This is a genomic window from Actinokineospora pegani (assembly GCF_009745975.1).
GTDB classification, from domain to species: Bacteria; Actinomycetota; Actinomycetes; order Mycobacteriales; family Pseudonocardiaceae; genus Actinokineospora; species Actinokineospora pegani.
Genome location: NZ_WHOL01000056.1, coordinates 14387 through 39867, shown reverse-complemented (window position 1 = coordinate 39867; position 25481 = coordinate 14387). Strand labels below are relative to the sequence as shown.

Here is a 25481-nt window from a genome sequence, read left to right as displayed (position 1 = left end):
TTCGGGCATAGTGGGCGGCGTGGAGCGACACCGGCTGCTGCCCGAGGGCGCGGGCGCGGCGGCGGCCGCGGTCGTCGCCGCCTGCTACGCGGTCGTGCTCGGCCTGGGCCTGGCGGTCGCGGGCCAGACGAGCGCGGGCCCGGTGGACTTGGCGCTGTCCCGGGCCACCGGGCGGCTGTTCACCCACCTGCCCGGCGCGCTGACGCCGCTGTCGTACGCGACCCGCTCGGTGTCGATCGCGGTGATCGTGCTGGTGCTGGTGGTGGTGGCGCTGCGCGCGGGCAGGCCGAGGGTGGCGGTGCTGGCCGTCGCCGGTCCCGTGGTCACCGCGGCGCTCAACACGTGGGTGCTCAAGCCGCTGTTCGACCGCACGCACAACGACTACCTCGCCTACCCGAGCGGCCACACCGGCACGATGGCGGCGGTCCTGGCGGTTGTCGCGGTGGTCATCGCGGGCAACGCCGCGCCGGGCAGGCGGGCGCTGGCCGCACTGGGCGCCGGGACGGCCGCCGTGGCGCTGACCGCAGTGGCGGCCGGGGCGATCGTCGGCCTGGACTACCACTACCCGAGCGACACCGTGGGCGCGGTGTTCTGGGCGACCGGCACGGTCATCGTCCTCGCGTGGGTGGTCGACCGGGTGCCCTCGTCAGCGGAGAAGGTGTCGAAGAGTAGCCGGCCCCCCGATTTCGTTCACACGAAGTAGCCAGGGGGCCCACCGTGTGGCGCCGTGAAACCGACGGCGTACGGTGCGTAGCCTGGCAGTGCGGCCTTTCGCGACGGAAAGGATGGCGGTGACCGACACACCCATCTACGACCAGATCAGCCAGGAACTCAGCGCCCCGGGGCGCGCTTTCGACACCGGCGACCCCGTGCCCCGAGCCCGCAGGCAAGCGGGCTCGCGCGCGGCGGGGAGCACCACCGGGAAGTCGGTGTGGGCGCTGATCGACGAGCACAAGTCCTCGCCGACCCGCCGGACTTAGTCCGTGTTTCGAACGGACTTCCGGAACACGACCTGGCGGTACCCCAGCCCGGCGCTCAGTCGCGGGGGCCCGGCAACGACGCCGCGTCCCGCGACAGCGCCACCAGCCTGCTGACCGCCCGCAGGTACTTCTTGCGATAGCCGCCGCGCAGCATCTCGTCGGTGAACAGCTCCGACACCGGCCGCCCGGACACGACCACCGGCACCGCCCGGTCGTAGAGGCGGTCGGCGAAGGCCACCAGCCGCAACGCCACGTCCTGCCCGCCCAGCGGGGCCACCCCCCGCAGGTGCACCGCCGCCACGCCGTCGACGAGTTTGCCGTAGCGCGAAGGGTGCAACCGCGCCAAGTGCTCGCACAGGGCACCGAAGTCGTCCAGAGTGGCCCCTTCGACCCGTTCGGCGCTCGCGGCCAGGTCCGCGTCGGACATCGGGGCCGGGGCGTCGGGCAGGCCGCGGTGGCGGTAGTCGGGCCCGTCGACGCGCACGACGGTGAACCGGGCCGACAGCGCCTGGATCTCGCGCAGGAAGTCCTCGGCGGCGAACCGCCCCTCCCCCAGCTTGTCCGGCAGCGTGTTCGAGGTGGCCGCCACGTGCACGCCCGCGTCGGTCAGCTCCGACAGCAGCCGGGTCACCAGCATGGTGTCGCCCGGGTCGTCGAGCTCGAACTCGTCGATGGCCAGCAGCCGGTGCCCGGACAGCCGGGTCACCGCCTCCCGGAACCCCAGCGCGCCGACGAGGTTGGTGACCTCGACGAACGTGCCGAACGCCTTGGGCCCGGGGACCTCGTGCCACAGCGAGGCCAGCAGGTGGGTCTTGCCGACGCCGAACCCGCCGTCGAGGTAGAGCCCCGGCTTGCCCGTGGACGACCCGGCCGACCGGCCGCCGAACACCCTGCGCAGCAACGAGCGCTCCCCGCCGCCGGAGCCGACCTCGGCGGCGAAGGCCCGCCCGGACTCCACCGCGGCCGCCTGGCTGGGCTCGTCGGGGTTGGGCACGTAGGTGTCGAACCGGACCTCGCCGAAGCGCGGCGGCGGGGCCAGCGCGGCGATCAGCTCGTCCGGGCTGATCTGAGGCGTTCGGTCGGTGAGCCTGCCTGCGGACATGCCGGGAGCGTAACGGCGTGCTTGGCTGGGCACGTGCACAGGCTGTGGCCCCCTCTCCCCGACCAGACCCCCGATGTGGTGGACGACACGACCCTGGAAGCGCTCTACGACTACCCGGCGGGCCTCGACGCCCCCTTCGTCCAGGTGAACTTCGTGACCAGCGCGGACGGCGCCGTGGCCGTCGACGGGGTGTCCGGCGGCCTGTCGAGCCCGGCGGACAAGAAGGTCTTCGCCCTCGGCCGCGACCTCGCCGACGTGGTCCTCGTCGGCTGGGGCACCGCGCGCGCGGAGGGCTACCGGGGCCTCAAGCGCACCGAGACCCGCACCGACCGGCGGGCGCGCCTGGGCCTGTCCGAGGTGCCGCCCATCGCGGTGGTGACCCCGCGCTGCTCGGTGCCGCCGGACTCGCCGCTGCTGACCGACACCGTCGTGGCGCCCATCGTCATCACCGCCGGGTCGTCCGACCCGGCGGCCAGGGCCCGGCTCGCCGACGCCGGGGCGGACGTGGTCGTCGCGGGCGAGGACGGCTTCGACCCGGCCGCGGCGCTGGCCGCGCTGGCCGCGCGCGGCCTCAACCGGGTGGACTGCGAGGGCGGGCCCCGGCTGTTCGGGGACCTGATCGCCGCGGACCTGGTCGACCAGGTGAACCTGACCGTCGCCCCGCTGCTCGCCGGTGGCGGCTCCGGGCGGATCGCGACCGGGCCCGGCGCGGCGCCGCTGCGGATGGAGCTGGCCTCGGCGCTGGCCGACGACGGGTTCCTGATGTTGCGCTACCGGAAACGGGGCCGGTGACCGGCCTGGGCGCGGCGGCCTTCGACGGGGTCGTGCGCGCCCACACCGACCGGATGTACCGGGTGGCGCTGCGGCTGTGCGGCGACCCGGCCGAGGCCGAGGACATCGTGCAGGACGCCTGGATCGCCGCCTGGCGCGGCCGGGCGTCCTTCCGCGGCGACTCCGCCGTGTCGACCTGGCTGTACCGGGTCGTCACCAACACCGCCATGGCCCACCTGCGCAGGCGCAGGCCCACGGTGCCGCTGGACGGCGTGCCCGAGCCCGCCGACGACCGGCCGTCGCCGGAGGCATGGGCGCTGCTGGGCGAGCGGGCCGCGGCGGTGCACCGGGCGATCGCGGCGCTGGAGCCCTCGCAGCGGGTGCCGCTGGTGCTGCGCGAACTGGAGGGCATGACCTACGAGGAGGTCGCCGCCGTGCTGGAACTGAGCGTCCCGGTGCTGCACAAGCGCCTGCACCGGGCCCGCGCGGCCCTGCTCGTCAAGCTGAGGGAGCTGCGATGAACGGCACGAGCGGGACGGGAGGCCCAGCGGGGGCCCGCACCGGGGCGCTGCCCTGCGGGCGCGAGTGGGACGACCTGGTCGCCGTGGCGGTGGGCGGCCCAGCGGTCGACCCGGGGCTGTCCGCGCACGCCGAGCACTGCCCGTACTGCGCGCCCGCGCTGTCGGAGGCCGCGGCGGAGTGGTCGCTGGTGCGAGCCGCCGCCGAGATCCCCGTGCCGCCCCCGCCCGGCCTGGCGGGTCGGGCGCTGGCGGCCGTGCGGTCCGCGCGCGGCGCGGTCGGGTCGGTCGAGGTGCCGCAGGAGGGCGGGGTGCTGCGGGTGTCCGAGCAGGTCGTCGCGTTCGTGGCGCGGGAGGCCGCGCGGGAGTTCCTGGCCGCGACCGGCGGCGGCCGGGCGCGGTCCACGACCGTGCGGGACGGCACCGTCTCCTTCGGACTGGCAGTCCGCTTCGGCGTGGCCGCCGTCGAGGTGGCCGAGGGGTTGCGCGCGCACGTCCGCCTGGCGCTGTCCGCCCACCTGGCCGACCGCCTGCCGGAGGTCACGGTGGAGGTCGTCGACGTCGTGGACTGAGCCAGGATCGTGTCGCATCCCCCATTCGGGTGACCTTGCGAGAGTTTCCGGGAGGGCGGGGCATCTGATGTGTGCGGCGCCCGGAGCGACACTCGCGGACGCCGGAACCCATGTGAACGGAAGGGACTGCCGACGATGGCAAACACGAGCACGACCCAAGCCAACACGGCCACGGAGCCCACCACCTCGCGCGTGGGGCAGGCCCCCGCCCGCCTGGCCGACGACCAGAGCCAGGGCAAGACCACCATCGCCTCGAACGTCGTGCAGAAGATCGCGGGCATGGCCACGAAAGAGGTGACCGGCGTCCACGCGATGGGCGGCGGCGTGTCGCGCGCGTTCGGCGCGATCCGCGAGCGCATCCCCGGCGCGGGCACCGTGTCCACCTCCGGGGTGTCGGTCGAGGTCGGCGAGAAGCAGGCCGCCATCGACCTCGACGTCGTCGTCGAGTACGGCGTGGGCATCGTCGAACTCGCGCGCGCCGTGCGCCGCAACGTGATCAACGCCGTGGAGCGGATGACCGGCCTCGAGGTGATCGAGGTCAACATCGCGGTCAACGACATCCACCTGCCCGACGAGGGCGACGAGGAGCCCACGCCGGTCACGTCCCGAGTGGAGTGACCAGCGCCGTGACCCCGCCGGACCCGACGCCGCTGACCGGCGAGGCGGCCGCGGCCATCGGCGCCGCGGTGCTCGCCGACCCCGATGTGGTGGCGCTGGACGGCGGCGCGTTCGACACCGTCGCCACCGCACTGCCCGGACGCCGGGTCGTCGGGGTCCGGGTGGGCGCTGGCGGCGTGGAGGTCTCGGTCGTGCTGGCCTGGGGTACGCAAGTCCCGGCTGTGGCCGGACGGGTGCGCGACCGGGTGCGGGCGCTGCTCGGACCGGTGCCGGTGGACGTGCACGTGGCCGACCTCGCCACCGGACCGCCCGCGGCGGCCGGATGAGCGGCCGGGAGGACAAGGCGGCCATCCGCGAGTTCGTCCGCCGTGCCCACCCCGACGTCGGCGGCGACCCGGACGAGTTCGTCGCCGGGCTCGCCGCGCTGCGCTCGACCGCCGGTGGGTCCACACTCGACAGTGCGGACCCCCGGCTGGACGGGCCAATCGTAGGCGTGCACAGGTCCCGTGGCCTGCGCGCGATGACAGACCGGGTGCGCCGCTGGCACAGCAGGCGCTTCCGCAAGCCCCGGGTCCGCTGACCCGGGTCGGGCACCGTGAGGGAGACATGAACGCAACCCAGACCGGCATCATCGCCGGTCTCATCCTCGGCTTGGCCGCCTCACAGGGCTTCCTGGCCTTCATCATCGCGCTGGCGGTCGGCTTCGTCGGCCTCGTCGTGGGCCGGGTGCTCGACGGCGAGCTGGACGTGTCCGACATGTTCGGCGGCGGCCGCGGGCGGGACAAGTGACCGACCAAGACGACCGGGACGACCGGGGGGCGCTGCGCATCGACCCCGTGGTCGTGCGCAAGATCGCCGAACACGCCGCGGACACCGCGCCGGGCACCACCTCGGTCAGGCGCAAGCTGATCGGCTCGCACGGGTCGTCGGCCACGGTGACCGGGGCGGGCGACACGGTGTCGCTGCGCGTCGACCTGGCGCTGCACTACCCGGCCAAGGTGCGCGAGGTCGTCTCGGACGTGCGCGCCAAGGTGTCCGAGGAGGTCGAGCGGATCACCTCGTACCGGGTGTTGGGCGTGGACGTCACCGTGTCGGCGCTGCTGCCCGCGACCCGCCCCAGGGTGGAGTGACCGTGCGCGTGCTGGTGCGGGTGCTGACCTGCCTGCTCGGCCTGGCGCTGGTCGCCGGGGGCGCGCTGCTGGCCGTCGAGGTCGCCTGGACCTGGGCGCGGCCGGTCGACGGCCCGCTGCTGGTGCCGTGGCCGACCGTGCGCGACCGGGTCGCCGACATGACGTGGCAGAGCACCGACGTGCGCGTCGTCGCGGGGGTCCTCGCGGGCGCGGGCCTGGTCCTGCTGCTGGTCTCGATGACCGCGCGGCGCAAGGACGTCGCGCTGCTGGACCCCGCGCCCGGGATCACCGTGCGGACCTCGCCGCGCTCGCTGGCCCGGATCGTCGGGGTGCGGGTGCGCGCGGAGGACAACGTCACCGGCGCGTCGGTCACCGCCACCGCCCGCAAGGTGCGGGTGCGCGCGACCAGCGGCCTGGAGTCCGAGCAGGAGTTGCGGCCCCGGCTGCTCGAGGTCGTGCGCGACACGCTGGCCGACCTGCCGCTGGGCAACCAACCCAAGATCACCGTCGTCGTCGACTCACCCCGGGACCGCTCATGACACCGCCCTCGGTCGCCGCCCTGGCCCGCTCCTACCGCACCGAACGGGTGGTCATCACGCTCGTCGGCGTCCTCGCGCTGGCGCTGGGCGTCCTCGCGCTGGTCGTCGGGGCGGGGTGGGTGGGCTCGTTCCGGGCGCTGCGCCCGGTGCTGGACCCGATCGCCATGCAGACCCTGGGCGACTGGCCGAACCTGGCGCGCGGTGTGGCGATCGCCGCCGGGGTGCTGCTGGCGGTGCTCGGAGTGCTGCTGGTGCTGCGCACCCTGCGCCCGGAGCGGCACCCGGACCTGGCGCTCGACGAGTCCGTCGGCTCCGGCCTGGTGGTCACCGCGGGCGCCATCGCCGAGGCCATCTCCGCCGACGCCGAGCAGGTCAGCGGGGTGGACCGCGCGCGGGCCACGGTGGTCGGCGACCCGGAGACCCCGGCGCTGCGGCTCAGCGTCTGGCTCGCCGAGGGGGCGCGGGTCAAGGACGTGTGGCGCGAGTTGGACGCCTCCGTGCTCACCCGGGCCCGCGAGTCGCTCGGCGTCGAGTCGCTGCCGACGGCGGTGCGGGTGGAGATGGGCGCGGCGGAGCGCCAGCGGGTGCGCTGAGCAGGGTCGCCGGGGCAGGATGGGACCGTGTCGCTACCGCTGACCCCGCCGGTCCAACCGATGCTGGCCAAGCCCGCCAAGTCCATCCCGGATGACGCGGACCTGGTGTTCGAGCCCAAGTGGGACGGCTTCCGCTGCCTGGTGTTCCGCGACGGGCCGGAGGTGACGCTGCAATCGCGCTCGGGCAAGCCGCTGAACCGGTACTTCCCCGAGGCGGTGACGGCGCTGCTGGCCGCACTGCCGAACCGGGTGGTGCTCGACGGCGAACTCGTCGTCGACCGCGACGGCCGCCTGGACTTCGACGCCCTCTCCGAGCGCATCCACCCCGCCAAGACCCGCGTGGACCTGCTGGCCGAGAAGACCCCGTCCCGCTTCATCGCCTTCGACGTCCTGGCCCTGGACGACGACGTCCTCCTGGACACCCCCGCCGTCGACCGCCGCCGCGTCCTCGAGGGCTTGCTGTCCCTTTCGGACTCGGTGCACCTGACCCCGGCCACCACCGACTCCGACCTGGCCCGCCAGTGGTTCACGATCTTCGAGGGCGCGGGCCTGGACGGCGTGATGGGCAAGCCCAACGGCCCGTACACGCCCAACAAGCGCACGATGCTGAAGTTCAAGCACACCCGCACCGCCGACTGCGTGGTCTCCGGCATCCGCTGGTACAAGGACACCGAACCGGGCGAGGCGGTCGGCTCCCTCATGCTGGGCCTCTACGACAACACCGGCGCCCTCAACCACGTCGGCGTCGCGGGCTCCTTCACCGCCACCCGCCGCCGCGAACTGGCCCAGGAGATGGCCGAACTGATCCCCGGCGGCGCCGAGGACCACCCCTGGCACACCGACGACCACGGCGCCTCCCGCCTCCCCGGCGCCGTGAGCCGCTGGCGCACCACGGACCAACCCTGGGTCCCCCTCCGCCTGGAACGCGTCGTCGAAGTCGCCTACGAGCACACCGAGGGCGCCTACCCGAGCCGCTTCCGCCACACCGCCCAGTTCCGCCGCTGGCGCCCAGACCGCACCCCCGACTCGTGCACCTACGAGCAACTGGAGGAACCCGCCCGCTACGACCTGGACTCGGTCCTCAAGGGCAAGGTCAGGGCCAAAGAGGACCCAGCCTGACACCCCCACCTACACAACGGGCCGAGAGAACCGGGTGGCCCCCACCGAAGCCCCCACCACACAACAAATGGCAACCCACTGATCAACCACCAGAACCTCCCCCAGCACCACCACCCCGGCCACAGCCGCCACCGCGGGCTCCAAACTCATCAAAATACCGAACACCCGAGGCGGGATCTTCCGCAACGCCTCCAACTCCAACGTGTACGGAATCACCGAGGACAACAACGCGACCCCCAACCCCACCACCAACACCACCGGACTCAACAGGTCAGGCCCCGCCCCCACCACCCCCACCGGCAACGCGATCAGCCCAGCCACCCCCATCGCCAACGCCAACCCGCTCCCATCAGCACTCTGCTTCCCCAGGGCGGCCCCCAGCAAGATGTACCCCGCCCAACACACCCCCGCGGCGAAGGCGAAGAACAGCCCCAGCAGCGACAACTCCGCGTCACCACCGCGAGCGAGAAGCAACACCCCCGCCCCCGCCAGAACAGCCCAAACCGCGTCGAGCCACCGACGAGACCCCGCGAGCGCGAGCATCATCGGACCAAGGAACTCGACGGTGACCGCGATCCCCAGCGGAATGCGCTCCAGGGCGAGATAGAACAGAATGTTCATCGCCGCCAGCACCGCGCCGTACCCCGCCACGACACCCACAGTGCGCCGGGTGACGCGCAACGACGGCCGCCAGATCGCGAGCAGGATCAGCGCGGCGAAGACAAGCCGCAGGGCGACAACACCGGTGGCCCCCGCAGCAGCGAACAACTGCTTCGCCAGCGCGGCGCCGACCTGAACGCTGACGATCCCGACGAGGACCTGCGCGGTCGGCGGGATGGACCCGATCAACCGCGAGGTCGCCGCCAACCGCCCCTGCCACCCCGGCGCCACACCCTCGTTCATCCGCACCCCCATCGTCCGAGACATCCTATGTCTGGGTGTTCACCGTGTTCTCACCTACCTGCTGACACGCTCCCGGGCAGTAGGCAGCACTGTGCGGGGAGAGGGACGGGCATCGCGTGAGGGTCGGACGCTGGACCTGGTTGGCCCCGATCGCCCTGCTCGCCGCCTGCACGGCCGGTCCGTCCACCCGCCCCGGGATCGTGGTCAACGACGGGGAGCAGGGCCAGCCGCCGCGGACCAGCGCCGTGAACGAGCCCACCCCCGTCCCCGAGTTGGGGACCCCCGAGAACGCCCGCGTCCGGTGGTCGGACTGCACCCCGGAGATCGCCGGCGCGCTGCCGCCGACCACCCTGCCGACCGCCTGCGCGCGGGTCAACAGCATCCTCGACTCGCCCTACCTGCCCGGTCAGGGCCTGGCCCGGCTGAGCCTGGTCAAGGTCGGCTCCGGCCCGGTGCCCGTCCTGGTGTTCAACGACGTCGACGGCCTGCCCGGCACGGCCTACGCCGCCCAACTCGCCGCCGCCCTCCCGCCGGAGCTGATGAGCCGGTTCTCGCTGGTGGGGGTGGACCGCCGCGGCACCGGGCGCAGCGAGCCCGCGCGCTGCGTGCCGGAGGACACCCGCTACAGCGTCGTCGGGATCGACCCGCGCTCGACCGAGCCCGACGACCTCGAGGCCGTCGTCGACCAGGCGCGCACCGCGGGCCAGCAGTGCCTGATCGGCCTTGAGGCGCGGCTGCCCGCGCTGGACACCTGGCGGGCGGCGGGCGACGCCGAGGTGCTCCGCACAGCGCTGGGGATGCCCAGGCTGCACGCCATCGGGCACGGCGAGGGCGCGCGGGTGCTGTCGGTGTTCGCCGAACGCCACCCGGACAAGGTCGGCCGCATCGTGCTCGACGGCCTGCCCGACCCCAACCCGGACGCCAAGGTCGGCCTGGAGGGCGTCGCCGCGGGCGCGGAGGCGGCCTTCACCGCGTTCGCCGACGACTGCCGGGCCCGCTCGTGCGAGCTGGGCGACGCCAGGACCGCGCTGACCGAGGTGCTGGCCACCGCCGGGTCCACCCCCGTGGTCACCGGGGACGGCGTCGAACTGGGGCCGGGTGTGGTGCTGCGGGCCGTGCTGGCGGGGCTGGCCGACCGGCAGGCGTGGCCCGCGCTGTCCAAGGCGCTGGCCGACCTGCGCGGCGGCGTCGGGGCGGGCGTCAACGCGCTGGTCGACCCCGTCCTCACCGAGGGCGACGTCTGGCCCGCGACCTTCGACGGCACGCTGATCACCACGTGCAACGACACCAAGTCGCGGCTGTCCACCCGGGAGCTGACGGTCGCGGCCGAGGAGTGGAACACCCGCTACCCGTTCTTCGGCGGTCTGCTGGCCCAGCGGCTGGCGCTGTGCAGCCCGTGGCCGATCCCGTCGCAGGAGCTGCCGCAGCCCAGCGCCCGCACCGCCCCGCCGATCGTCGTGATCGCCACGGCGACCGACCCGGTCACCCCGCTGCGCGGCACCGAGCGCGCCGCCCAGCAGCTCGCCACCGCCGCGCTGGTGACCTGGCAGGGCGTCGGCCACGGCGCGCTGGGGCCCTCGGCCTGCGCCACCGAGGCCGCCCGCGCGTTCCTCGTCGACGGCAAGGCCCCCCGCGACGGCACGGTCTGCCCTCCGTGACATCCCGCGTGGCACCCGTTCTGTGACCAACCGCCTCCGGACCGCCGCACCCGCTGCTCCGATCGGTGGATGACCTCTCCCGACCCGGTTCAGCCCCCTGGAATCGGCGGTGCGCGCGCCTACACTGCTGGCAGTCGTCCCGGCACCGGGACGATCCGCGACGGACCCGAGGGAGGCGCTCCATGTCGGACCCCTACCTGGTCCGGTACGTCGGTGGTCCCCTCGACGGGCGCGTGGACACGCTGCCGCAGCTCCCGGCCGAGCCCAAGGCGACCGTGACCCACGTGCACCTGCACGGCGGCCCGAAGATCGTGCACCACTACGACCTGCACTACGCGGTGGAGTACGGGTGCGAGTACCGGTTGCGCGAGGTTGACCAGGACGTGTCCCAGGACTGACGGCCCCGGGCCGCGGTCAGGGCAGGACCAGGTCGGCGACGACCGGCCGGTGGTCGGAGGCCCGGGTGTCCGGAACGGACACCGCGCGCGTCCGCACGCCCCTCGACACCGCGATGTGGTCGATGGCGGCCGTGGGCGCGGTGGCGGGGTAGGTCGGCGCGGACGGGACGGGGCCCAAGGCGGTCCACAGGGGGGCGAGCTCGGGCGCGCCCGCCTCGGCGTTGAGGTCGCCCAGGAGGACCTGGGGCGCACGGGTGCGCGCGAGGACGCGGAGCATGTCGTGGACCTGCGCGGCGCGGACGGCCGGGTCCGGCCGGTAGTCGAGGTGGGTGCTGTAGACGTGGGCCAGGCCCGCGCGGGTGCGCACGACGACCTCGGCGAAGCCGGGCATCGGGGTCGGCGGCAGTGCCGGGTCCTGTGTGGACAAGCGGGTGATCTCGTGGTTGCGGGTCAGCAGCACCGGCAGCGCGCTGAGCACGGCGACCCCGTACCGACGGCGGTGCGGTTCGCCGGGCAGGTCGTAGATCGGCGCGAAGAACACCCGCATCCCGGTCCGGCGGCCCAGCTCGCGGGCCTGGTCGGCGAACCCGCTGCGCTCGGACCAGCGCACGTCGACCTCCTGCAGGCCGACGACGTCCGGGCGGGCGGCGCGGATGGCCGCCGCGGTGCGGTCGAGGGCGAGGGCGCCGTCCGCGCCGACACCGGTGTGGATGTTGAAGGTCATCGCCCGCAGCCGCGCGGGCGGGTGGGCGGCGGCGGGCAGGGCGGTGGTGACCAGGAGCAGCAGGGCTGCCAGCAGGGCGCGCACGTGACTACTGTGCGAGCGACCGCGGCGCGGGCACAACGGCTCCGCTGGAAATGATGAGCGAACACAGCGTGCACCGCGGCCCGCCCTCGTCGACCCCCGCCAGGTCGGGAGGGGCCGCGTGGGTGCAGCTCGCCCGGTAGTGGCGGTGCGCCAGCCGGTCGTTGCGCCCGACCGGGAAGGCGTGCAGGACCCCGTCGTAGCAGCTTCGCCACCACAGGTACCGGACCGTCGTCATCATCTCAGGGACGCTAGGAGCGCGCCGCGGGCCGGGCGAACCGGACCACGCCAATGGGTGACGCCCGGCTGCCGGATTGTCGGTGGGCGCGGGCACACTGGTGATCGACTCACACCCAGGAGGAGCACCACGTGGCGAAGGCGCTGACGGCGGAGGACATCGAGGGGCTGCGCGCGGCCCTGGCGGCGGGCAAGCCGACACCGGTCTGGTTCACCGGGGCCGCGGTCGGCGTCGACCCGGGCGCCGCGGGCAAGGTCGTCGCCTTCGACGACCCACCCGACGGCGACTTCATCCAGGTCCGCCCCGCGGGCTCGCGCGACGTGCTGTCGTTCTCCCCGGGCGAGCTCACCCAGGACAAGCCCGCGACGCCCCCGCGCAAGGCCGCGCCGCGCCCGGCGCCCGCGCCTGCCGCTCCCGCTCCCGCGGTCGTGGTCGGCATCGAGGCCGGGGCCGAACCACCGCCGCCCGCCAAGCGCGCGACGCGCAAGACCGCGCAGCCGGTGGAGATCACGGTGACGCTGCACGCGACGCCGGAGGGCGACTGGTCGGTGGATGTGCTGGTGGGCAAGCGGAGGACGGTGAAGTGGGCGCCGGTGCCCGCGGGCGATGTGGGCAAGCTGTCGAGGTTCCTGCCCGCGGAGGTCGGCGAGGCGGTCAACGTGGCGCTGCTGGCGGCCAAGGAGCGGGCGGAGCAACGGGTGCTGGAACTCAAGGAGCAGCTTGAGACAGCCCAGCGCGCCCTGCGCGACCTGGGCTGAGCAGGCCGCATCGCCGACCGGTCAGCGCCGCCGCCACCAGCGGCGCTCGCGCGCGGCGATGAACGCGGTGAACGCCGCCGCGTCCTCCCGCGCCCGCGATCCCGCCCGGCGCGGGTTCGCCCTGGCGTACTCGGCGAACAGGGCGGCGAACTCAGCCCCGCACGCTTGCGCGGTCTCCGGGGTGATCGTCGCGACGACCCGCCGCCGCTTGGCCAGCAGCGCGTCCGCCTCGACCCGCAGCGCCGCCTCGTCGAACCCCGCGGGCGCGGGCCCGCCTGCGAGCAGGGCGTGCAGCAGGGCCGACTGCTGGGCGGCCAGCCGCTCGCGCGCGCCGGTCACCGGCGCACCACCGCGCGGATGGCCTCCAGCTCCGCCGCCAGCGCCGAGTCCGAGGGGTAGTGGTCGTCGCGTTCCAAGAGGACGCCCGGCGGGGAGACGCGGTCGCACAGCAGGCCCAGCAGGTCCAGCACCTCCTGGGGCACCGGGTGGGCGTGCGTGTCGTGGTAGACGCCGTCGCGCACCACACCGCCCGCCACGTGCACGTAGGCCAAGCGCTCCAGCGGGAGGCCGTCGAGCAGCGCCTCCGGGTCCTCGCCGAGGTTGCGGGCGTTGGCCCACATGTTGGCGACATCGATCAGCAGCCCGCAGCCGGTGCGCTCGGTCAGCTCGGTGAGGAACCGCGCCTCGGTCAGCTCGGCGTCGGGCCAGCTCAGCAGAGCGGCGATGTTCTCCAGCGCCAGCGGCACCTCGAGGACCGACTGGGCGGCCAGCACGTTGGCCACCAGCACGTCCAGCGCCTCGCGGGTGCGCGGCACCGGCATCAGGTGACCGGAGTCGAGCCCGCCCGCGCGGACGAAGCAGACGTGGTCGCTCACCAGGGGCGCGTCGGTCAACCGGGCCACGGCGGCGAGGTGCTCGACGCGGTCCATGTCCACCGGGTCGGCCCCGCCCAACGAGAGCGAGACGGCATGGGGGAGCACCGGGGTCCCGCGCTCGCGCAGGACCGCGATCGAGTCCGGCAGGTGGTCGCGGTGCAGGTTCTCCGCGACCACCTCGACGAAGTCGACCCCCGGCAGCCGCTCCACGGTCAGGTCGATCTCCGACCGCCAGCCGATGCCGATCCCGAGCTCTCCCATGCCGCCCATTGTGCTCCCCGCTCCCCCCGGGCCGGACCCGATCAGCCGATCAGGCCCCGCACCCGCCGCCGCAGCCGTCCCCTCCGCGGCTGCCGCCGGACGCGGGTCCCCCGCAGGAGGCCCCCGTGGGGTTCTCGCCGCCGGAGTACGGCGACCAGCTCGTGCCCGACGCGGCCTGCCACACCGGCTCGAGCGCGGAGCTGACCTCGGCGTCCGGGTGCGCGGCGAGGCCGCCGAGGGCGACGAGCCCGGCCACCCCGCCGAGCAGCGCCGCCCCCGGCCCGAAGTCGCCGACCCTGGCCGCCGTGGCCTCGGCCAGCACCCGGTCCCCCGCGTGGGTCCGCAGCGGCAGCGCCCGCCTGGCGAGCACGACGCCGACCGCGGCGGTGACCCCGAGGAGCAGCACGAGCGGCGCGACCGGGCGGCCCCCCGCCGCACCGGCGGCCACCCGCGCCGTCCCGACCGCGAACAACAGCGCGAACGGCAGGGCGGCGCCCGGCCCGTTCCAGAAACCCCGGTCGACCAGCAACCCCTTGCGGGTCAGGGCGGCGCCGATGTCGCGCACCGGCGCGCTCCGACCGACCTGGTCGACCAGCGAGCCCACTGTCCGGTACCGGTAGCCCCCGGCATCCGACAGCAGGGCGCTGTCCACGTCGTGCACGGTCGAGGCCCCCGCCACGACCCGGACCCGACCGGCGCGGCTGGGCCGCACCAGCCCGGCGTCGAGCACCCGCGCCAGCGACACCTCCACGAGCCTGCGCGGCCCGCCCGCGAGGTAGGCCAGCTCGTCGAGCGTGAGCAGGCTGTGCGGCACGGCGTCGGCGCAGGTCCCGCGCGGGCCGGAACGGGCGATCAGCCGCACCGCCGTCCAGGCCAGCGCCGCGAACGCCAGGGCGACGGCGTAACCGCGCAGGAAGTCAGGTCCGGCGATCCCCCACGTCTCTCCCATTTCTTCCCCTGTCCAGGGAGAAAGCGGAGCCGGTCGCCCACCACCGTCGGTCAACGCCCGAGAATCGCCATCTCCCCTTCGTGGTCACCGGATGTGTTCCGGCGGGTGCACAATGCTCAACCGCGCTGACCACGGGCACAAGGAGGCTTGAGCTAGATTTAAGGGTCCGGTGGGGTGGATTTAGGTTTTCCGGGGACGGCTTTCCCGCCGCCCCCGGAAGGGTCGACCACTGACCGCTCGCGCGATCACCCCGCTTCGATCAACCCGCTTCGATCAACCGCAGCGAGATCGAGTTGATGCAGTAGCGCTGGTCGGTCGGGGTGGGGTAGCCCTCGCCCTCGAACACGTGCCCGAGGTGGCTGTGGCAGCTCGCGCAGAGCACCTCGGTGCGGACCATGCCGAACTCCCGGTCCTCGCGCAGCACGACGCTCTCCCCCGCCAGCGGGGAGAAGAACGACGGCCAGCCGCAGTGCGACTCGAACTTGGTGTCGCTGCGGAACAGCTCGGCCCCGCAGGCGCGGCACGCGTAGACGCCCTCGGTCTTGGTGTCGGTGTACTCGCCGGTGAAGGCGGGCTCGGTGCCCGCCTGGCGCAGCACCGCGTACTCGCGCGGGTCGAGCTGCACACGCCATTCCTGATCCGACTTGACCACCCGCGGGGTGGCGCCGACGACGGGCTTCATGCCGACCACGATCTCTCCTCCAAGCTGGCTCTCCCGAAGACGGTTCGGGGCCGCGTTCAGCCGAACAGGACGCCGAGGATGAACAGCACGGAGTCCCACGCGGCCACTACCACTCCCAACAGGATCAGCGCCGCGAGGATTCCCGCGGTGAGCCTGCGGTGGCCGCCGAGGCGGTTCGCGCTCTCGGCGAAGTCCTGGACCCCGCCGAGGTACCCCTCGACGGTGTACCCGTTGCGCACCCGCTCCATCCGGTCGAGGTGCTCGGCGAACGCCAGCGCGTCGGGGTCGTCCGGGTCCAGGCCGACCAGGTCGTCCTGGAAGCGGTCCCGCCGCCCCGCGCGCCGCTCCGGGCCCCAGTCGTCCTCCGGGAGTCCCTGGGTTCCTGTCGAGACCATGCACCGAGGGTAGCTCTCCGGGACCGAGATGTCGGCTCCCGTGGCGACCGCCTCGCCGCCGCCCCGCTCAGCCCTCGCCCAGGTCGCGCAGTTCCGAATCGCCCTGGTCGTCGGCGCGGACCTGCGTGAACGAGGTGAAACCCCACTCCTTGAGCCTGCCGAGCTGCGCGCCGAATTTCCCCCGCCTGCGCACCGGCGACGCCGACACGCCCTCGGCGCGCAGCGCGCGGGCCCGCGCGGTCACCGCGGTCAGCGGCACGTCGGCCTCGTAGAGCACGGCCACCGCCTCGCCGGTCGGGGTGGCGTCGATGAGGTCGACGATGCGCTCGAAGCCGATGGAGAACCCGCAGGCGGGCACCTCGCGGCCCAGGGAGCGGCCCACGAGCCGGTCGTAGCGCCCGCCACCGGCCACCGACCCGGACGAGGCCGGGTGGGTGACCTCGAAGATCTGCCCGGTGTAGTAGCCCATCCCGCGCACCAGCGTCGGGTCGAACTCCCAGCTCACCGGCCGGGTGGCGGACACGGCGGCGAGCGCGTCGGCGGTCTGGGCCAGGTCGGCGACGACCTCGTCGGGCAGGCCGGGGACGGCGTCGGCCAGGGTGGCGCCGAGCTTGGCCGGGTCGACGCCGGTCAGGCCGGTGATGGTGGCCTGGAGACCGTCGACCTTCCCGGTGTCCAGGCCCCGGGACACCAACTCGGCGCGCACCCCGTCCCAGCCGACCTTGTCGAGCTTGTCGAGGGTGATGAACAGCCCGCCCTGCTCGGCCTCGGGCACCCCGGCGGCGTCGGCCAGCGCGGTGAGGAACCGGCGGTCGGACACGCGCACGGTGGTCCCGGCGAGGCCGGTGGCGGCCAGCGCCTCGGTGGTGGCCTCGATCAGCTCCACCTCGGCGAGCACGCTCTCCTCGCCGATCATGTCGATGTCGCACTGGTGGAACTGGCGGTAGCGGCCCTTCTGCGGGCGCTCGGCGCGCCAGACCGGGCCGACCTGGAACGAGCGGAACGGGGTCGGCAGAGTGGCGTGGTTGTTGCCGTAGAACCGGGTCAGCGGGACGGTCAGGTCGTAGCGCAGGCCGAGGTCGACCAGGTCCTTGAGCTCGGCGCCCGCTGCGACGGTCTCGTCGAGGCCGCGGCGCAGGACCCGGTAGATGAGCTTCTCGTTCTCGCCGCCCTGCCCGCCGGAGAGCCGCTCGATGCTCTCGAGGGCGGGCGTCTCGATCCGGTGGTAGCCGTAGCGGTGGTAGACGGCCGTGATGGTCGCCAGGACGTGGTCGCGCACGGCCACGGTCGCGGGCAGCAGGTCACGGGTGCCCCGGGCGGGGCTGTTGTCCATCTTCACCGGTCAGGTCCTCAAGTCGGGGGTGGGTGTTGCGGTGCTGGCTGTGTTGCTCCTGAGCGTAGCGAGCGCTGACGAGCGGTTTCTCTCGCGGTTGTCGGTGGTCGGCCGTAGATTGCGCGCATGGCGACTCCCGCGGTCGAGATCGACGTCGAGGGCCCCGAGGGGGTCCGCAAGGTCAGGGTGTCCAGCCCCGACAAGCCGTACTTCCCCGGCTTGGGCGTGACCAAGCTCCAGGTCGTGGAGTACTTCCTGGCCGTGGGCCCCGGCATCCTCGCCGCCCTGCGCGACCGCCCCACGACCCTGGAGCGCTGGCCCGGCGGCGTCACCGAGGGCGCCAAGCTCTCCACCCGCCAAGACCACTCCGGCGACGCGTTCTACCAGAAGCGCGCCCCCAAGGGCGCCCCCGACTACGTCGAGACCGCCCGCATCACCTTCCCCAGCGGCCGCCCCGCCGACGAGGTCTGCCCCACCGAACTGGCGGTCGTCGCCTGGGCCGCCAACCTGGGCACCCTGACCTTCCACCCCTGGCCGGTCCGCCGCGACCACCCAGACCACCCCGACCAGCTCCGCATCGACCTCGACCCGCAGCCCGGCACGGACTTCTCCCACGCCGCGCGCGTCGCCGCCGAGGCACGCTCCCTGCTGGGGGAACTCGGGATGCGAGCCTTCCCCAAGACCTCCGGCGGCCGCGGCCTGCACCTCTACGTGCCGATCGAACCACGCTGGACCTTCGTCGAGGCCCGCCGAGCGGTGATCGCCTTCGGCCGCGAACTGGAACGGCGCATGCCCGACCAGGTCACCCTGAGCTGGTGGAAGGAAGACCGCGGCGAACGCGTCTTCATCGATTTCAACCAGATGGCCCGCGACCGCACGATCGCGTCGGCGTACTCCATCCGCCCCACCCCCCACGCCCAGGTCTCGGCCCCGCTGCTGTGGGAGGAGGTGGCCGACGCCCGACCGGAGGACTTCACCATCCACTCGATGCCCACCCGCTTCGCGGAGGTGGGCGACCTGCACGCGGGCATCGCGGAGGCGGCGTTCTCGCTGGACCCCCTGCTGGAGCTGTCGGACGAGCAGGACGCGGGCGACCTGCCCTACCCACCGGAGTACCCGAAGATGGCGGGCGAGCCCAAGCGCGTCCAGCCGTCCAAGGCACGGTCGGAGTAGGCGGTGCTGTGGACGGACTCGGGAGTTGTGGATGCTTTGGCGGCGGAGGGCGGAAACTGTCGGGGGTCGCGGGTAGCCTGAATTCGGAAGGGGCGCGAAGGCAAGTGGGCGGTCCGTGGCATCGGGTCCCGCAGACGGGCGGAGTGCCAGCTCGAGCCCTCTCCCGCTGAGCGAGCACCCCTGGGTCGCCCACCGCCGCGCGGGACCCGCACCCGCGCCGGGTCGCTCTGGGGGCCGGTCGTCGCGCGAGGCGCGCACTCGCGTCGCGTGGGGCCGCGCGTGTGGTGGGTTGAGCCTCCGGGGGCACCACCGGCCGGGATGGGCGAGGCAGAGGGGCACCCGCACGCCGAACCACACCCGCCGCTGGGGCAGCGAGCGGACGAACGCGCAGCCGACACTAGGCCCGCCCGCCACGCGGAAGCCGCGCCCGCGATGGGTCAGCCGCCGGGATGACTTGCGTGCCAGGCCATCCCGCGACGGGGCCAGCCGCCGGGGACACCCCCTGCCGGGCCTAACCTGCGACAGGGCGATCCGCCGGGAACACTCGCGCGCCGAACCCAACCCGCACCGGGGCGAACCGCCGTAGGCACCCACGCGCCGAACCCAACCCGCAACGCAGCCGCGTACGGGCCCCAACCCACGACGGGGCAAGCCGCTGGGAGCACCCCCGCCGAACCCAGCCCACGACAGGGCGAACTACCGAGGGTGCCCCCGCGCCGGCCCAAACCGCAACGGGTGAGCGGCCTGGGTCACCACCACTGCGCGGGATCAGCTCCCGGCTTGCGTGGCCCGTGGTCCCAGTGCGGGGGCGAGCCGGGCAGCTCGCCGGGCATGCGCACGTGGCGGATCAGGCCGAAGTCGCTGGGGGTCTCCGCCATGAGGTGGGCCAGCGACTCCTCGCGTCCGCCGACGCCCCCGGGGCCGTTTTGTGTCGAAGGATCAACCCGATGCACGGAATCGTTGTGCGACAAGGACTTGACATGGGCGTCGAGTTCGGCGTGATTCGCAGAAGTGTTGCACCCCAACGATTCGACAAACCCTTCGGCAGGGGTTGGCGTCGTCGAAACATTGCTACCCAACGAATCCAGCCATTGCGCGGTGCGGGCCAGCGACACCCGCACGTGCCAAGAACCACCTTCCACCGCCCGCCGCCGCAACGCCGTCAACACGCCCTGGGCGGCCAGCCAGCCGGTGGCGTGGTCGAGGGCCTGGGCGGGGAGGGCGGCAGGGGGTCCGTCGGGGCGCCAGGCGAGGCCGGTGGCCAGTTGGATGAGGCTGTCGAAGCCTCTTCTGGTTTGCCAGGGGCCGGTGTGGCCGTAGGCGGAGAGGCTGACGAGGACTTTGTTGTCGGGGAGGTCTGCCTCGCCGAAGCCCTTGGCTGCCAGTGAGCCTGGGCGGTAGGACTGGACCAGGACGTCCGCGTCGGCCAGGAGGGAGCGCAGGGCCAGGCGCCAGGCCCGGTCTCGGAGGTCCATGTGGGTTGAGCGCTTGCCGAAGCCGGTGTCGATGACCAAGGGGGTGATCGTCGGGAGGTGGGCCGCGCCGACGTGGAGGACGTGGGCGCCGTGGGCGGCTAGGACGCGGGAGGCCACTGGGCCTGCGATGACGTGGGTGAGGTCCAGGACGCGGATGCCGGTCAGGGGGCGGTCGGCGGGGGGCCAGGGGCGGGGTGGGCCGCCGCCGACTCGGCGGAGGTCCACCAGGGGCTCGGTGGTGAGGGCGGTGGCCTGGCGGGTGGCCTGCCAGCGTTGGGGGGTGCGCAGGGCGGCGGCGGCTCCCCCGGCGGCCAGGACGTCCCACTCGACCTGTTCGGCGGGCAGGGTGGCCAGCACCGGGGCGAGATCGTCTCCGTACAGCCCGCGGGCGGCCGCCTCGTGGTGCGGGTAGTTGCAGTGCAGGCGGACCCAGCCGTCGGCGGTGCGGTAGTTGCCCGACAGCGGGGCCCACAGCTCGCCGACGGGGGCCCCGTCGGCGAGCAGGTGGCGTTCGCTGCGGAAGGACTCGAGGGCGTGCAGCGGGTCGACGGAGACGGGGCCGGGGGTGGTCCCGCGCTCGGCCAGCACCGCGGCCGCCGCCTCGGTCACGCCGCGAACGCACCGTTCGGCGAGTTCGGCGACGCGGTGGGGGGTCACGGCAGGTTGGCGACCAGTTCGGCCGGGGGCACGCGGGTGCCGGTGTAGAAGGGGGTCTCCTCGCGCACGTGCAGGCGGGCCTCGGTGCCGCGCAGGTGGCGCATCAGGTCGACGATGCGGTGCAGCTCGTCGGCCTCGAAGGCGAGCATCCACTCGTAGTCGCCCAGGGCGAAGGAGGCGACGGTGTTGGCGCGCACGTCCGGGTAGTCGCGGGCCTCCTTGCCGTGGTCGGCGAGGAGCTTGCGGCGCTCGTCGTCGGGCAGGAGGTACCACTCGTAGGAGCGGACGAAGGGGTAGACGCAGATGTACTTGCGCGCCTCCTCGCCCGCGAGGAAGGCGGGGATGTGGCTGCGGTTGAACTCCGCGGGGCGGTGCAGCGCGACCTGCGACCAGACCGGGTCGGAGACCCGGCCCAGCGGGGTGCGGCGGAAGCCGGTGTAGGCGGCTTGCAGCTCCTCGATCGACTCCGCGTGCCACCAGATCATGTAGTCCGCGTCCGCGCGCAGCCCGGCCACGTCGTAGACCCCGCGCACCACCACCCCCTTCCCCTCGAGGGCGTCCAGGTACTCGGTCGTCGCGGCGGCGGCGTCGCCCCGGTCCTCCGGGAGCTTCCCCGCCTCGACGCGGAAGACCGACCACATGGTGTAGCGGATGGTGTCGTTCAACTCGGCATAGTTCAGGCGCGCCATGCCCTCAATAGTCGCACCCCGGTCGGGAGCGGTTCCAGCAGGAGTCAGGCGTTCCCGGTCACGTGCTCGGCGACGCGGCGCGCGGCGGCGTCCCCGGTGGCCACGCAGGCGGGGAGGCCGACGCCGTGCAGGGTCGCCCCGGCCACGGCCAGGCCCGGTTCGGCGGCGACGGCGCGTTCGACGCGCTCGACGAGCGCGGTGTGCCCGACCCCGTACTGGGGCAGGCCGCCGCCCCAGCGGCGGACGGCGGTGTCGATGGGCGGGGCGCCGACGCCGGTCAGCTCGGTGAAGTCGGCGCGGACGAGGCGGACCAGTTCGTCGTCGTCGGCGCGCAGGGCGCCGGGGTCGTGGTGGCGGCCGACCGAGCCGCGGACCAGGACCGGTCCGGCGGCGCGCAGGTGCGGCCACTTGGTGTGGGAGAAGGTGAACGCCTTGGCGGCGAAGGGGGTGCCGTCGAGCTTGCGCTCCCCCGCCGAGAGGAGCACGCCGTTGGTGCCGGGCAGCTCGGTCCCGGGGGGCAGCACGAGGGCGACGACGGCCATGGAGGCGACCTCGACCTGGCCGTAGGCGGCCGAGGCCGCGGGGACCACGCCGTCGAGGAGTTTGCGGGCGGCGGGGGCGGGCACGGCGAGGATGACCGCGTCGGCGTCGAGGGCGGGGTGGTCCGGGGCGTGGGCGGGGGTGTTGGCGCCCAGGTGCAGCCGCCAGCCCGCGGCGGTGCGCTCCAGTCGCCGGACCGTCGTGCCCAGGCGCAGGTCGGCCGCGGCGGTGGCGACGAGGGCGTCGACGAGGGTGCCCAGGCCGGTGTCGACGGTGCCGAAGACGGGGCCGCCGGAGGGGGTGGGGGCGCTCGCGGCGGCGGCCGCGGTGAGCGAGGTGGCGCCGTCGTCGAGGGCGGTGGCCAGGCCGGGCATGGTGGCGCGCAGGCCGAGGCCGTCGACCGCGCCCGCGTAGACGCCGCCGAGCAGGGGGTCGACGAGGCGGTCGGTGAGTTCGTCGCCGAAGCGGGCGCGCAGCAGCGGGCCGAGGGCGGCGTCGCCGGTCCAGTCCAGGCCGGGCAGGTCGGGTTCGGCGGCGACCCGCGCGCGGGCGTCGTCGGTGAGCAGGTCGGCCACGGCGCCGGCGGTGGTGGGCACGCCCATGACGGTGCCGCCGGGGATGAGCCGGGTGACGCCGCCCGCGCGGACGGTGGAGCGGGCCTTGGCCGGGTGCGTGGCCCGGGCGGCCAGGCCCAGCTCGGCCAGCAGGTCGGTGACCTCGGGGCGGCGGTGCAGGTAGGCCTCGGCGCCGACGTCGACGCGCAGGCCGCCCACCTCGGTGGTGTGCAGCTTGCCGCCGGGGCGGTCGGTCTGCTCCACGACGGTGATCGCGGCGGTGGGCCCGAGCAGGTCGCGCAGCCGGTGCGCGGCGGTCAGGCCGGAGATCCCGGCGCCGACGACGGCGACCCGCGGCGGGCGCACCGGCGGGGTCATCGGCCTGGTGTGAGGGTGTGCAGGTGGGCGACCAGGCGGGTCAGCGCGTCCGGGTCGGTGTCGGGGAGCACGCCGTGGCCGAGGTTGAAGATGTGCCCGGCGGCGGCGCGGCCCTCGTCGACGATGCGGGTGGCCTCGCGGCGCACCACGTCGTCGCCCGCGAACAGCGTCGCCGGGTCGAGGTTGCCCTGCACGACGACGCCGCCGCGGTCGGTCTCGTGCTCGACGCGGCGCACGGCCTCGTCGAGGGGGGTGCGCCAGTCGACGCCGACGACGTCGGCGCCCGCCTCGCGCATCGAGCCGAGCAGCGCGCCGGTGCCCACGCCGAAGTGGACGCGCGGCACGCCCGCGTCGGCGAGGCCGCCGAGGACCTTGGCCGAGTGCGGGAGGACGTACTCGCGGTAGTCGCGGGTCGACAGCGCCCCGGCCCAGGAGTCGAAGACCTGCACGGCGTCGACGCCCGCGGCGATCTGGGCGCGCAGGAAGGTCAGGGCGGTGTCGGCGAGCCGGTCGAGCAGGGTGTGCCAGGTGTCGGGGTCGGCGTACATGAGCGCCTTGGTGCGCTCGTGGTTGCGGCTGGGCCCGCCCTCGACCAGGTAGGAGGCGAGGGTGAACGGGGCTCCGGTGAACCCGATGAGCGGGGTGTCGCCGAGGTCGGCGACGAGCAGGCGCACCGCGTCGGCGACCGGGTCGACCTGCTCGGGGTGCAGGACCGGCAGGGCCTGGACGTCGGCGAGGGTGCGCACGGGGTGGTCGACGACGGGGCCGGTGCCGGGGACGATGTCGAGCTCGATGCCCGCGGCGCGCAGCGGCACGACGATGTCGCTGAACAGGATGGCGGCGTCGACGTCGTGCCTGCGGATGGGTTGCAGGGTGATCTCGCGGACCAGTTCCGGCTCGAAGCAGGCTTGCAGCATGCGGGTGCCCGCGCGCAGTTCCCGGTACTCCGGCAGTGAGCGGCCCGCTTGGCGCATGAACCAGACCGGGACCCGGCTGGGCACGCCACCGCGCGCGGCGACGAGGAAGGGCGCGTCCGCGAGGTCCCGGCGGGCGGCGGGCTCGATGGAGCTGGCCGGGGCCGGGTGCGTCAGATCAGTCATGGCCCCGCCATGGTCCCACGGCCCCGGGGCCGCCCGCCGCGCCGGGTTACCGGCCAGTCGCTCCACGGTCGGTGGCGCAATCGGGTCGCTCGCCCTCGGCGCGCCCTCCCACTCACTGACTCGGGTGGTCCTACAGTCACCAGTCGTGACTGGTACGTCGACCGCGCCTGAACTGTTCGTCCAGGCCGTCGCGGCGCTGAAGTCGCTCCGGCCCCGTTCGGAGCTGGCGCTCGCGGAGGTCCGCCCGCCGCAGCGGCTGGCCCCGTTCGCGTACGCGCTGACCGCCGAGGCGACCGGCCCGGCCGACGTCCACGCCACCGGGAGGTTGATCCTGCTGCACGACCCGGAGGGCCAGGAGGCCTGGAACGGGGTGCTGCGGGTGGTGGCGTACGTGCGGGCCGAGCTGGACGTGGAGCTGGCCGACGACCCGCTGCTGCCCAACGTGGGCTGGTCGTGGCTGACCGACGCGCTCGCCGCGGCCGAGGCGGAGTTCAGCGCGCTGGGCGGCACGGTCACCGACACGTCCTCGGCCCGGTTCGGCGACATCGCGGGCCCGGCCCGCACCGACGACCTCGAGCTGCGCGCGTCGTGGACCCCGACCGGCGGCCTCGGCCCGCACGGCGAGGCGTTCTGCGACCTGATGGCCAGTGTCGTGGGCCTGCCCCCGGAGGGGGTGGCGCTGTTCACCCAGCGCGGTGGTCAGGGGCAGAGCGCGGCGAAGTAGTCCCGCGCGGCCTTCACCCCGCCGCCGGAGCCCAGGGCGGCCATCAGGGCCATCCGCGCGTGGCCGGGTCGCAGCCCGCCCGCGCTGAGCACCCCGACCCGCGCGGCCAGGCCGAGCGCCGCCACCGGCAGTGCGCCGCCTGCGGGTGGGACGGCGGGCGGGCCGGTGGTGGCGGCCCGCGAGGCCAGCACGACCGGGATGTCCCAGGAGATGATCTCGCGCAGCGGCAGGAGCAGCTCGACGGGCAGGTTGCCCGCCCCGGTGCCCTCGACGACCAGTCCGCGCGCCCCGGCGTCGACCACGGCGGTGAGCACCGAGACGGGCATCCCCGGGTAGGTCTTGACCAGCGCGACGTCGGTCTCCGGCAGGTCTCGCGCGACCGGGGGCCGGGGTGGGGCCCGGCGTTCGAGGACCGCGCCGCCGCCCTCGACCCGGCCGAGGCGGTCGTGCGGGGCCGAGGACAGGGCGGGCGGTCTGGTCGTGTCGGCGAGGGTGGCCCAGCGGGCGGCGTGCAGCTCGCCGTCGGCGCAGAGCAGTGCGCCGAGGCCGGCGGTCACCGGGTCGAGGGCGGCGGTGAAGGCGGCGCGCAGGTTGGGCGGGCCGTCGGTGGCGGGGTCGTCGAGGGCGCGCAGGGCGCCGGTGAACACGACGGAGCCGAGGTCGGCGGCCTCGGCGAGGACCAGGTCGGTGAGGAACGCGGTCTCCTCGACGGTGTCGAGGCCGTGGGAGACGACCACGGCGTCGTGGGCGTCGTCGAGCAGGGCGGAGCGGACGTGGCGGGCGATGGCGAGCTGGCTGCCCGGGGTGGTGTCCCAGGACGGCTCGACGGTGAGGTCGAGGCCGCGGGCGTCGGTGTCGGCGGGTGCGAGGGCGAGCAGTTCGGCGGCGTCGGCCACGCGTGGCGGGGTGCTGTGGCGGACTTGGGCCAGGCTGTCGCCGGTGGCGATCAGGAGGAGCTTGGGCACGGGGGTCCTCGGGTGGCAGCGGCGGGCTC

33 protein-coding genes are annotated in these 25481 nt (G+C 74.4%); 18 read left to right on the top strand and 15 right to left on the bottom strand.

The window, feature by feature from the left end; all coding sequences use genetic code 11:
- Positions 1 to 19 precede the first annotated feature (19 nt).
- Both GCL84_RS06030 and GCL84_RS06025 read left to right on the top strand, forming a co-directional pair.
- Entirely contained in the window at positions 20 to 703 is a 684-nt protein-coding gene (locus GCL84_RS06030) for a phosphatase PAP2 family protein (RefSeq protein ID WP_197523043.1), read from the top strand.
- 88 nt (positions 704 to 791) lie between these two features.
- Positions 792 to 980, top strand: a complete 189-nt coding sequence (locus GCL84_RS06025; RefSeq protein WP_156754353.1) for a hypothetical protein — start codon at positions 792 to 794, stop codon at positions 978 to 980.
- 55 nt (positions 981 to 1035) lie between these two features.
- On the opposite strand, the gene zapE is transcribed toward GCL84_RS06025, so the two are convergent.
- Positions 1036 to 2082, bottom strand: a complete 1047-nt coding sequence (zapE, locus tag GCL84_RS06020) for a cell division protein ZapE (protein ID WP_156754352.1) — start codon at positions 2080 to 2082, stop codon at positions 1036 to 1038.
- A gap of 75 nt (positions 2083 to 2157) precedes the next feature.
- On the opposite strand from zapE, the gene GCL84_RS06015 reads away from it, so the two are divergent.
- The 11 genes from GCL84_RS06015 to GCL84_RS05965 all read left to right on the top strand — a co-directional run bounded on the left by GCL84_RS06015 (position 2158) and on the right by GCL84_RS05965 (position 7942).
- Positions 2158 to 2874 (top strand): pyrimidine reductase family protein, encoded by a 717-nt coding sequence (locus GCL84_RS06015; RefSeq protein WP_156754408.1) that lies wholly within the window; start codon positions 2158 to 2160, stop codon positions 2872 to 2874.
- Positions 2871 to 3374 (top strand): RNA polymerase sigma factor, encoded by a 504-nt coding sequence (locus GCL84_RS06010; RefSeq protein ID WP_268891329.1) that lies wholly within the window; start codon positions 2871 to 2873, stop codon positions 3372 to 3374. The genes GCL84_RS06015 and GCL84_RS06010 overlap by 4 nt, the downstream gene beginning before the upstream one ends.
- Complete coding sequence (locus GCL84_RS06005) at positions 3371 to 3943, top strand: Asp23/Gls24 family envelope stress response protein (RefSeq protein ID WP_156754351.1); 573 nt, start codon at positions 3371 to 3373, stop codon at positions 3941 to 3943. The genes GCL84_RS06010 and GCL84_RS06005 overlap by 4 nt, the downstream gene beginning before the upstream one ends.
- A gap of 135 nt (positions 3944 to 4078) precedes the next feature.
- On the top strand, positions 4079 to 4561 hold the full coding sequence (locus tag GCL84_RS06000) for an Asp23/Gls24 family envelope stress response protein (RefSeq protein WP_156754350.1): 483 nt from the start codon (positions 4079 to 4081) through the stop codon (positions 4559 to 4561).
- Between the two features lie 8 nt (positions 4562 to 4569).
- Positions 4570 to 4887, top strand: coding sequence for an Asp23/Gls24 family envelope stress response protein (locus tag GCL84_RS05995; RefSeq protein WP_235926025.1), 318 nt, complete (start codon positions 4570 to 4572; stop codon positions 4885 to 4887).
- A complete protein-coding gene (locus tag GCL84_RS05990) occupies positions 4884 to 5141 on the top strand; it encodes a hypothetical protein (RefSeq protein WP_156754349.1) in 258 nt (85 codons plus the stop codon). The genes GCL84_RS05995 and GCL84_RS05990 overlap by 4 nt, the downstream gene beginning before the upstream one ends.
- A gap of 26 nt (positions 5142 to 5167) precedes the next feature.
- On the top strand, positions 5168 to 5350 hold the full coding sequence (locus GCL84_RS05985; protein WP_156754348.1) for a hypothetical protein: 183 nt from the start codon (positions 5168 to 5170) through the stop codon (positions 5348 to 5350).
- On the top strand, positions 5347 to 5691 hold the full coding sequence (locus tag GCL84_RS05980; protein ID WP_156754347.1) for an Asp23/Gls24 family envelope stress response protein: 345 nt from the start codon (positions 5347 to 5349) through the stop codon (positions 5689 to 5691). Before GCL84_RS05985 ends, GCL84_RS05980 begins: the two co-directional genes overlap by 4 nt.
- Positions 5692 to 5693: 2 nt before the next feature.
- Positions 5694 to 6230 carry a DUF6286 domain-containing protein gene (locus GCL84_RS05975; protein WP_156754346.1) on the top strand — a complete coding sequence of 179 codons (537 nt, stop codon included), beginning with the start codon at positions 5694 to 5696 and terminating at the stop codon, positions 6228 to 6230.
- Positions 6227 to 6823, top strand: coding sequence for an alkaline shock response membrane anchor protein AmaP (locus tag GCL84_RS05970; protein WP_156754345.1), 597 nt, complete (start codon positions 6227 to 6229; stop codon positions 6821 to 6823). The genes GCL84_RS05975 and GCL84_RS05970 overlap by 4 nt, the downstream gene beginning before the upstream one ends.
- A gap of 27 nt (positions 6824 to 6850) precedes the next feature.
- Positions 6851 to 7942, top strand: a complete 1092-nt coding sequence (locus GCL84_RS05965) for an ATP-dependent DNA ligase (RefSeq protein WP_156754344.1) — start codon at positions 6851 to 6853, stop codon at positions 7940 to 7942.
- 9 nt (positions 7943 to 7951) lie between these two features.
- Here the strand turns inward: GCL84_RS05965 and GCL84_RS05960 are convergent, their stop codons facing one another.
- Entirely contained in the window at positions 7952 to 8845 is an 894-nt protein-coding gene (locus GCL84_RS05960; protein ID WP_197523042.1) for an EamA family transporter, read from the bottom strand.
- 116 nt (positions 8846 to 8961) lie between these two features.
- On the opposite strand from GCL84_RS05960, the gene GCL84_RS05955 reads away from it, so the two are divergent.
- Both GCL84_RS05955 and GCL84_RS05950 read left to right on the top strand, forming a co-directional pair.
- Positions 8962 to 10503 (top strand): alpha/beta hydrolase, encoded by a 1542-nt coding sequence (locus GCL84_RS05955; RefSeq protein WP_156754342.1) that lies wholly within the window; start codon positions 8962 to 8964, stop codon positions 10501 to 10503.
- A 182-nt stretch (positions 10504 to 10685) separates the two neighbouring features.
- On the top strand, positions 10686 to 10901 hold the full coding sequence (locus GCL84_RS05950; protein ID WP_156754341.1) for a hypothetical protein: 216 nt from the start codon (positions 10686 to 10688) through the stop codon (positions 10899 to 10901).
- A gap of 16 nt (positions 10902 to 10917) precedes the next feature.
- On the opposite strand, the gene GCL84_RS05945 is transcribed toward GCL84_RS05950, so the two are convergent.
- A complete protein-coding gene (locus tag GCL84_RS05945; protein ID WP_235926024.1) occupies positions 10918 to 11709 on the bottom strand; it encodes an endonuclease/exonuclease/phosphatase family protein in 792 nt (263 codons plus the stop codon).
- A gap of 4 nt (positions 11710 to 11713) precedes the next feature.
- Positions 11714 to 11947 (bottom strand): hypothetical protein, encoded by a 234-nt coding sequence (locus GCL84_RS05940; RefSeq protein WP_156754340.1) that lies wholly within the window; start codon positions 11945 to 11947, stop codon positions 11714 to 11716.
- A gap of 128 nt (positions 11948 to 12075) precedes the next feature.
- Here GCL84_RS05940 and GCL84_RS05935 point away from each other — a divergent pair, with 128 nt between their 5' ends.
- On the top strand, positions 12076 to 12702 hold the full coding sequence (locus tag GCL84_RS05935; protein ID WP_156754339.1) for a DUF6319 family protein: 627 nt from the start codon (positions 12076 to 12078) through the stop codon (positions 12700 to 12702).
- A 21-nt stretch (positions 12703 to 12723) separates the two neighbouring features.
- Here GCL84_RS05935 and GCL84_RS05930 read toward each other — a convergent pair whose 3' ends face one another.
- The 6 genes from GCL84_RS05930 to hisS all read right to left on the bottom strand — a co-directional run bounded on the left by GCL84_RS05930 (position 12724) and on the right by hisS (position 17197).
- Complete coding sequence (locus GCL84_RS05930) at positions 12724 to 13041, bottom strand: hypothetical protein (protein WP_156754338.1); 318 nt, start codon at positions 13039 to 13041, stop codon at positions 12724 to 12726.
- A complete protein-coding gene (locus GCL84_RS05925; RefSeq protein WP_156754337.1) occupies positions 13038 to 13838 on the bottom strand; it encodes a DUF692 domain-containing protein in 801 nt (266 codons plus the stop codon). The genes GCL84_RS05930 and GCL84_RS05925 overlap by 4 nt, the downstream gene beginning before the upstream one ends.
- Before the next feature lie 49 nt (positions 13839 to 13887).
- The gene (locus tag GCL84_RS05920) at positions 13888 to 14787 is read right to left on the bottom strand and encodes a TIGR04222 domain-containing membrane protein (RefSeq protein ID WP_156754336.1); all 900 of its coding nucleotides are present in this window, start codon (positions 14785 to 14787) and stop codon (positions 13888 to 13890) included.
- 259 nt (positions 14788 to 15046) lie between these two features.
- Positions 15047 to 15469: a peptide-methionine (R)-S-oxide reductase MsrB gene (gene msrB / locus GCL84_RS05915; protein WP_156754404.1), complete on the bottom strand. Its 423-nt coding sequence runs from the start codon at positions 15467 to 15469 to the stop codon at positions 15047 to 15049.
- 56 nt (positions 15470 to 15525) lie between these two features.
- Positions 15526 to 15864, bottom strand: coding sequence for a hypothetical protein (locus tag GCL84_RS05910; RefSeq protein WP_197523041.1), 339 nt, complete (start codon positions 15862 to 15864; stop codon positions 15526 to 15528).
- 67 nt (positions 15865 to 15931) lie between these two features.
- On the bottom strand, positions 15932 to 17197 hold the full coding sequence (gene hisS, locus GCL84_RS05905) for a histidine--tRNA ligase (RefSeq protein ID WP_235926031.1): 1266 nt from the start codon (positions 17195 to 17197) through the stop codon (positions 15932 to 15934).
- A gap of 126 nt (positions 17198 to 17323) precedes the next feature.
- On the opposite strand from hisS, the gene ligD reads away from it, so the two are divergent.
- Complete coding sequence (gene ligD / locus GCL84_RS05900) at positions 17324 to 18370, top strand: non-homologous end-joining DNA ligase (protein WP_156754334.1); 1047 nt, start codon at positions 17324 to 17326, stop codon at positions 18368 to 18370.
- 749 nt (positions 18371 to 19119) lie between these two features.
- Here the strand turns inward: ligD and GCL84_RS05895 are convergent.
- The 4 genes from GCL84_RS05895 to hemE are packed head-to-tail and all read right to left on the bottom strand — an operon-like array spanning position 19120 to position 23754.
- Positions 19120 to 20454, bottom strand: a complete 1335-nt coding sequence (locus GCL84_RS05895) for a CoA transferase (protein WP_235926023.1) — start codon at positions 20452 to 20454, stop codon at positions 19120 to 19122.
- 44 nt (positions 20455 to 20498) lie between these two features.
- Complete coding sequence (hemQ, locus tag GCL84_RS05890; RefSeq protein WP_156754332.1) at positions 20499 to 21191, bottom strand: hydrogen peroxide-dependent heme synthase; 693 nt, start codon at positions 21189 to 21191, stop codon at positions 20499 to 20501.
- 44 nt (positions 21192 to 21235) lie between these two features.
- The gene (gene hemG, locus GCL84_RS05885; protein WP_156754331.1) at positions 21236 to 22663 is read right to left on the bottom strand and encodes a protoporphyrinogen oxidase; all 1428 of its coding nucleotides are present in this window, start codon (positions 22661 to 22663) and stop codon (positions 21236 to 21238) included.
- Positions 22660 to 23754: a uroporphyrinogen decarboxylase gene (hemE, locus tag GCL84_RS05880; protein WP_407924372.1), complete on the bottom strand. Its 1095-nt coding sequence runs from the start codon at positions 23752 to 23754 to the stop codon at positions 22660 to 22662. Before hemE ends, hemG begins: the two co-directional genes overlap by 4 nt.
- Positions 23755 to 23908: 154 nt before the next feature.
- Between hemE and GCL84_RS05875 the strand changes: the two genes are divergently transcribed.
- Positions 23909 to 24487, top strand: coding sequence for a DUF3000 domain-containing protein (locus tag GCL84_RS05875; RefSeq protein ID WP_156754329.1), 579 nt, complete (start codon positions 23909 to 23911; stop codon positions 24485 to 24487).
- Here the strand turns inward: GCL84_RS05875 and GCL84_RS05870 are convergent.
- Positions 24463 to 25452 carry an asparaginase gene (locus GCL84_RS05870; RefSeq protein ID WP_156754328.1) on the bottom strand — a complete coding sequence of 330 codons (990 nt, stop codon included), beginning with the start codon at positions 25450 to 25452 and terminating at the stop codon, positions 24463 to 24465. The two genes, GCL84_RS05875 and GCL84_RS05870, sit on opposite strands and share 25 nt — an antisense overlap.
- Between the last annotated feature and the right edge of the window lie 29 nt (positions 25453 to 25481).

What these genes read in the sequence shown, in the direction of transcription:
- ligD (WP_156754334.1), top strand. Translation starts at nt 17,324, where the DNA reads ATGGCGACTCCCGCGGTCGAGATCGACGTCGAGGGCCCCGAGGGGGTC.
- GCL84_RS05940 (WP_156754340.1), bottom strand. Translation starts at nt 11,947, where the DNA reads ATGATGACGACGGTCCGGTACCTGTGGTGGCGAAGCTGCTACGACGGG.
- GCL84_RS06000 (WP_156754350.1), top strand. Translation starts at nt 4,079, where the DNA reads ATGGCAAACACGAGCACGACCCAAGCCAACACGGCCACGGAGCCCACC.
- GCL84_RS05950 (WP_156754341.1), top strand. Translation starts at nt 10,686, where the DNA reads ATGTCGGACCCCTACCTGGTCCGGTACGTCGGTGGTCCCCTCGACGGG.
- hemQ (WP_156754332.1), bottom strand. Translation starts at nt 21,191, where the DNA reads ATGGCGCGCCTGAACTATGCCGAGTTGAACGACACCATCCGCTACACC.
- GCL84_RS05990 (WP_156754349.1), top strand. Translation starts at nt 4,884, where the DNA reads ATGAGCGGCCGGGAGGACAAGGCGGCCATCCGCGAGTTCGTCCGCCGT.
- GCL84_RS05960 (WP_197523042.1), bottom strand. Translation starts at nt 8,845, where the DNA reads ATGAACGAGGGTGTGGCGCCGGGGTGGCAGGGGCGGTTGGCGGCGACC.
- GCL84_RS05970 (WP_156754345.1), top strand. Translation starts at nt 6,227, where the DNA reads ATGACACCGCCCTCGGTCGCCGCCCTGGCCCGCTCCTACCGCACCGAA.
- GCL84_RS05985 (WP_156754348.1), top strand. Translation starts at nt 5,168, where the DNA reads ATGAACGCAACCCAGACCGGCATCATCGCCGGTCTCATCCTCGGCTTG.
- hisS (WP_235926031.1), bottom strand. Translation starts at nt 17,197, where the DNA reads ATGGACAACAGCCCCGCCCGGGGCACCCGTGACCTGCTGCCCGCGACC.
- GCL84_RS05910 (WP_197523041.1), bottom strand. Translation starts at nt 15,864, where the DNA reads ATGGTCTCGACAGGAACCCAGGGACTCCCGGAGGACGACTGGGGCCCG.
- GCL84_RS05925 (WP_156754337.1), bottom strand. Translation starts at nt 13,838, where the DNA reads ATGGGAGAGCTCGGGATCGGCATCGGCTGGCGGTCGGAGATCGACCTG.
- GCL84_RS05920 (WP_156754336.1), bottom strand. Translation starts at nt 14,787, where the DNA reads ATGGGAGAGACGTGGGGGATCGCCGGACCTGACTTCCTGCGCGGTTAC.
- msrB (WP_156754404.1), bottom strand. Translation starts at nt 15,469, where the DNA reads ATGAAGCCCGTCGTCGGCGCCACCCCGCGGGTGGTCAAGTCGGATCAG.
- hemG (WP_156754331.1), bottom strand. Translation starts at nt 22,663, where the DNA reads ATGACCCCGCCGGTGCGCCCGCCGCGGGTCGCCGTCGTCGGCGCCGGG.
- GCL84_RS06005 (WP_156754351.1), top strand. Translation starts at nt 3,371, where the DNA reads ATGAACGGCACGAGCGGGACGGGAGGCCCAGCGGGGGCCCGCACCGGG.
- zapE (WP_156754352.1), bottom strand. Translation starts at nt 2,082, where the DNA reads ATGTCCGCAGGCAGGCTCACCGACCGAACGCCTCAGATCAGCCCGGAC.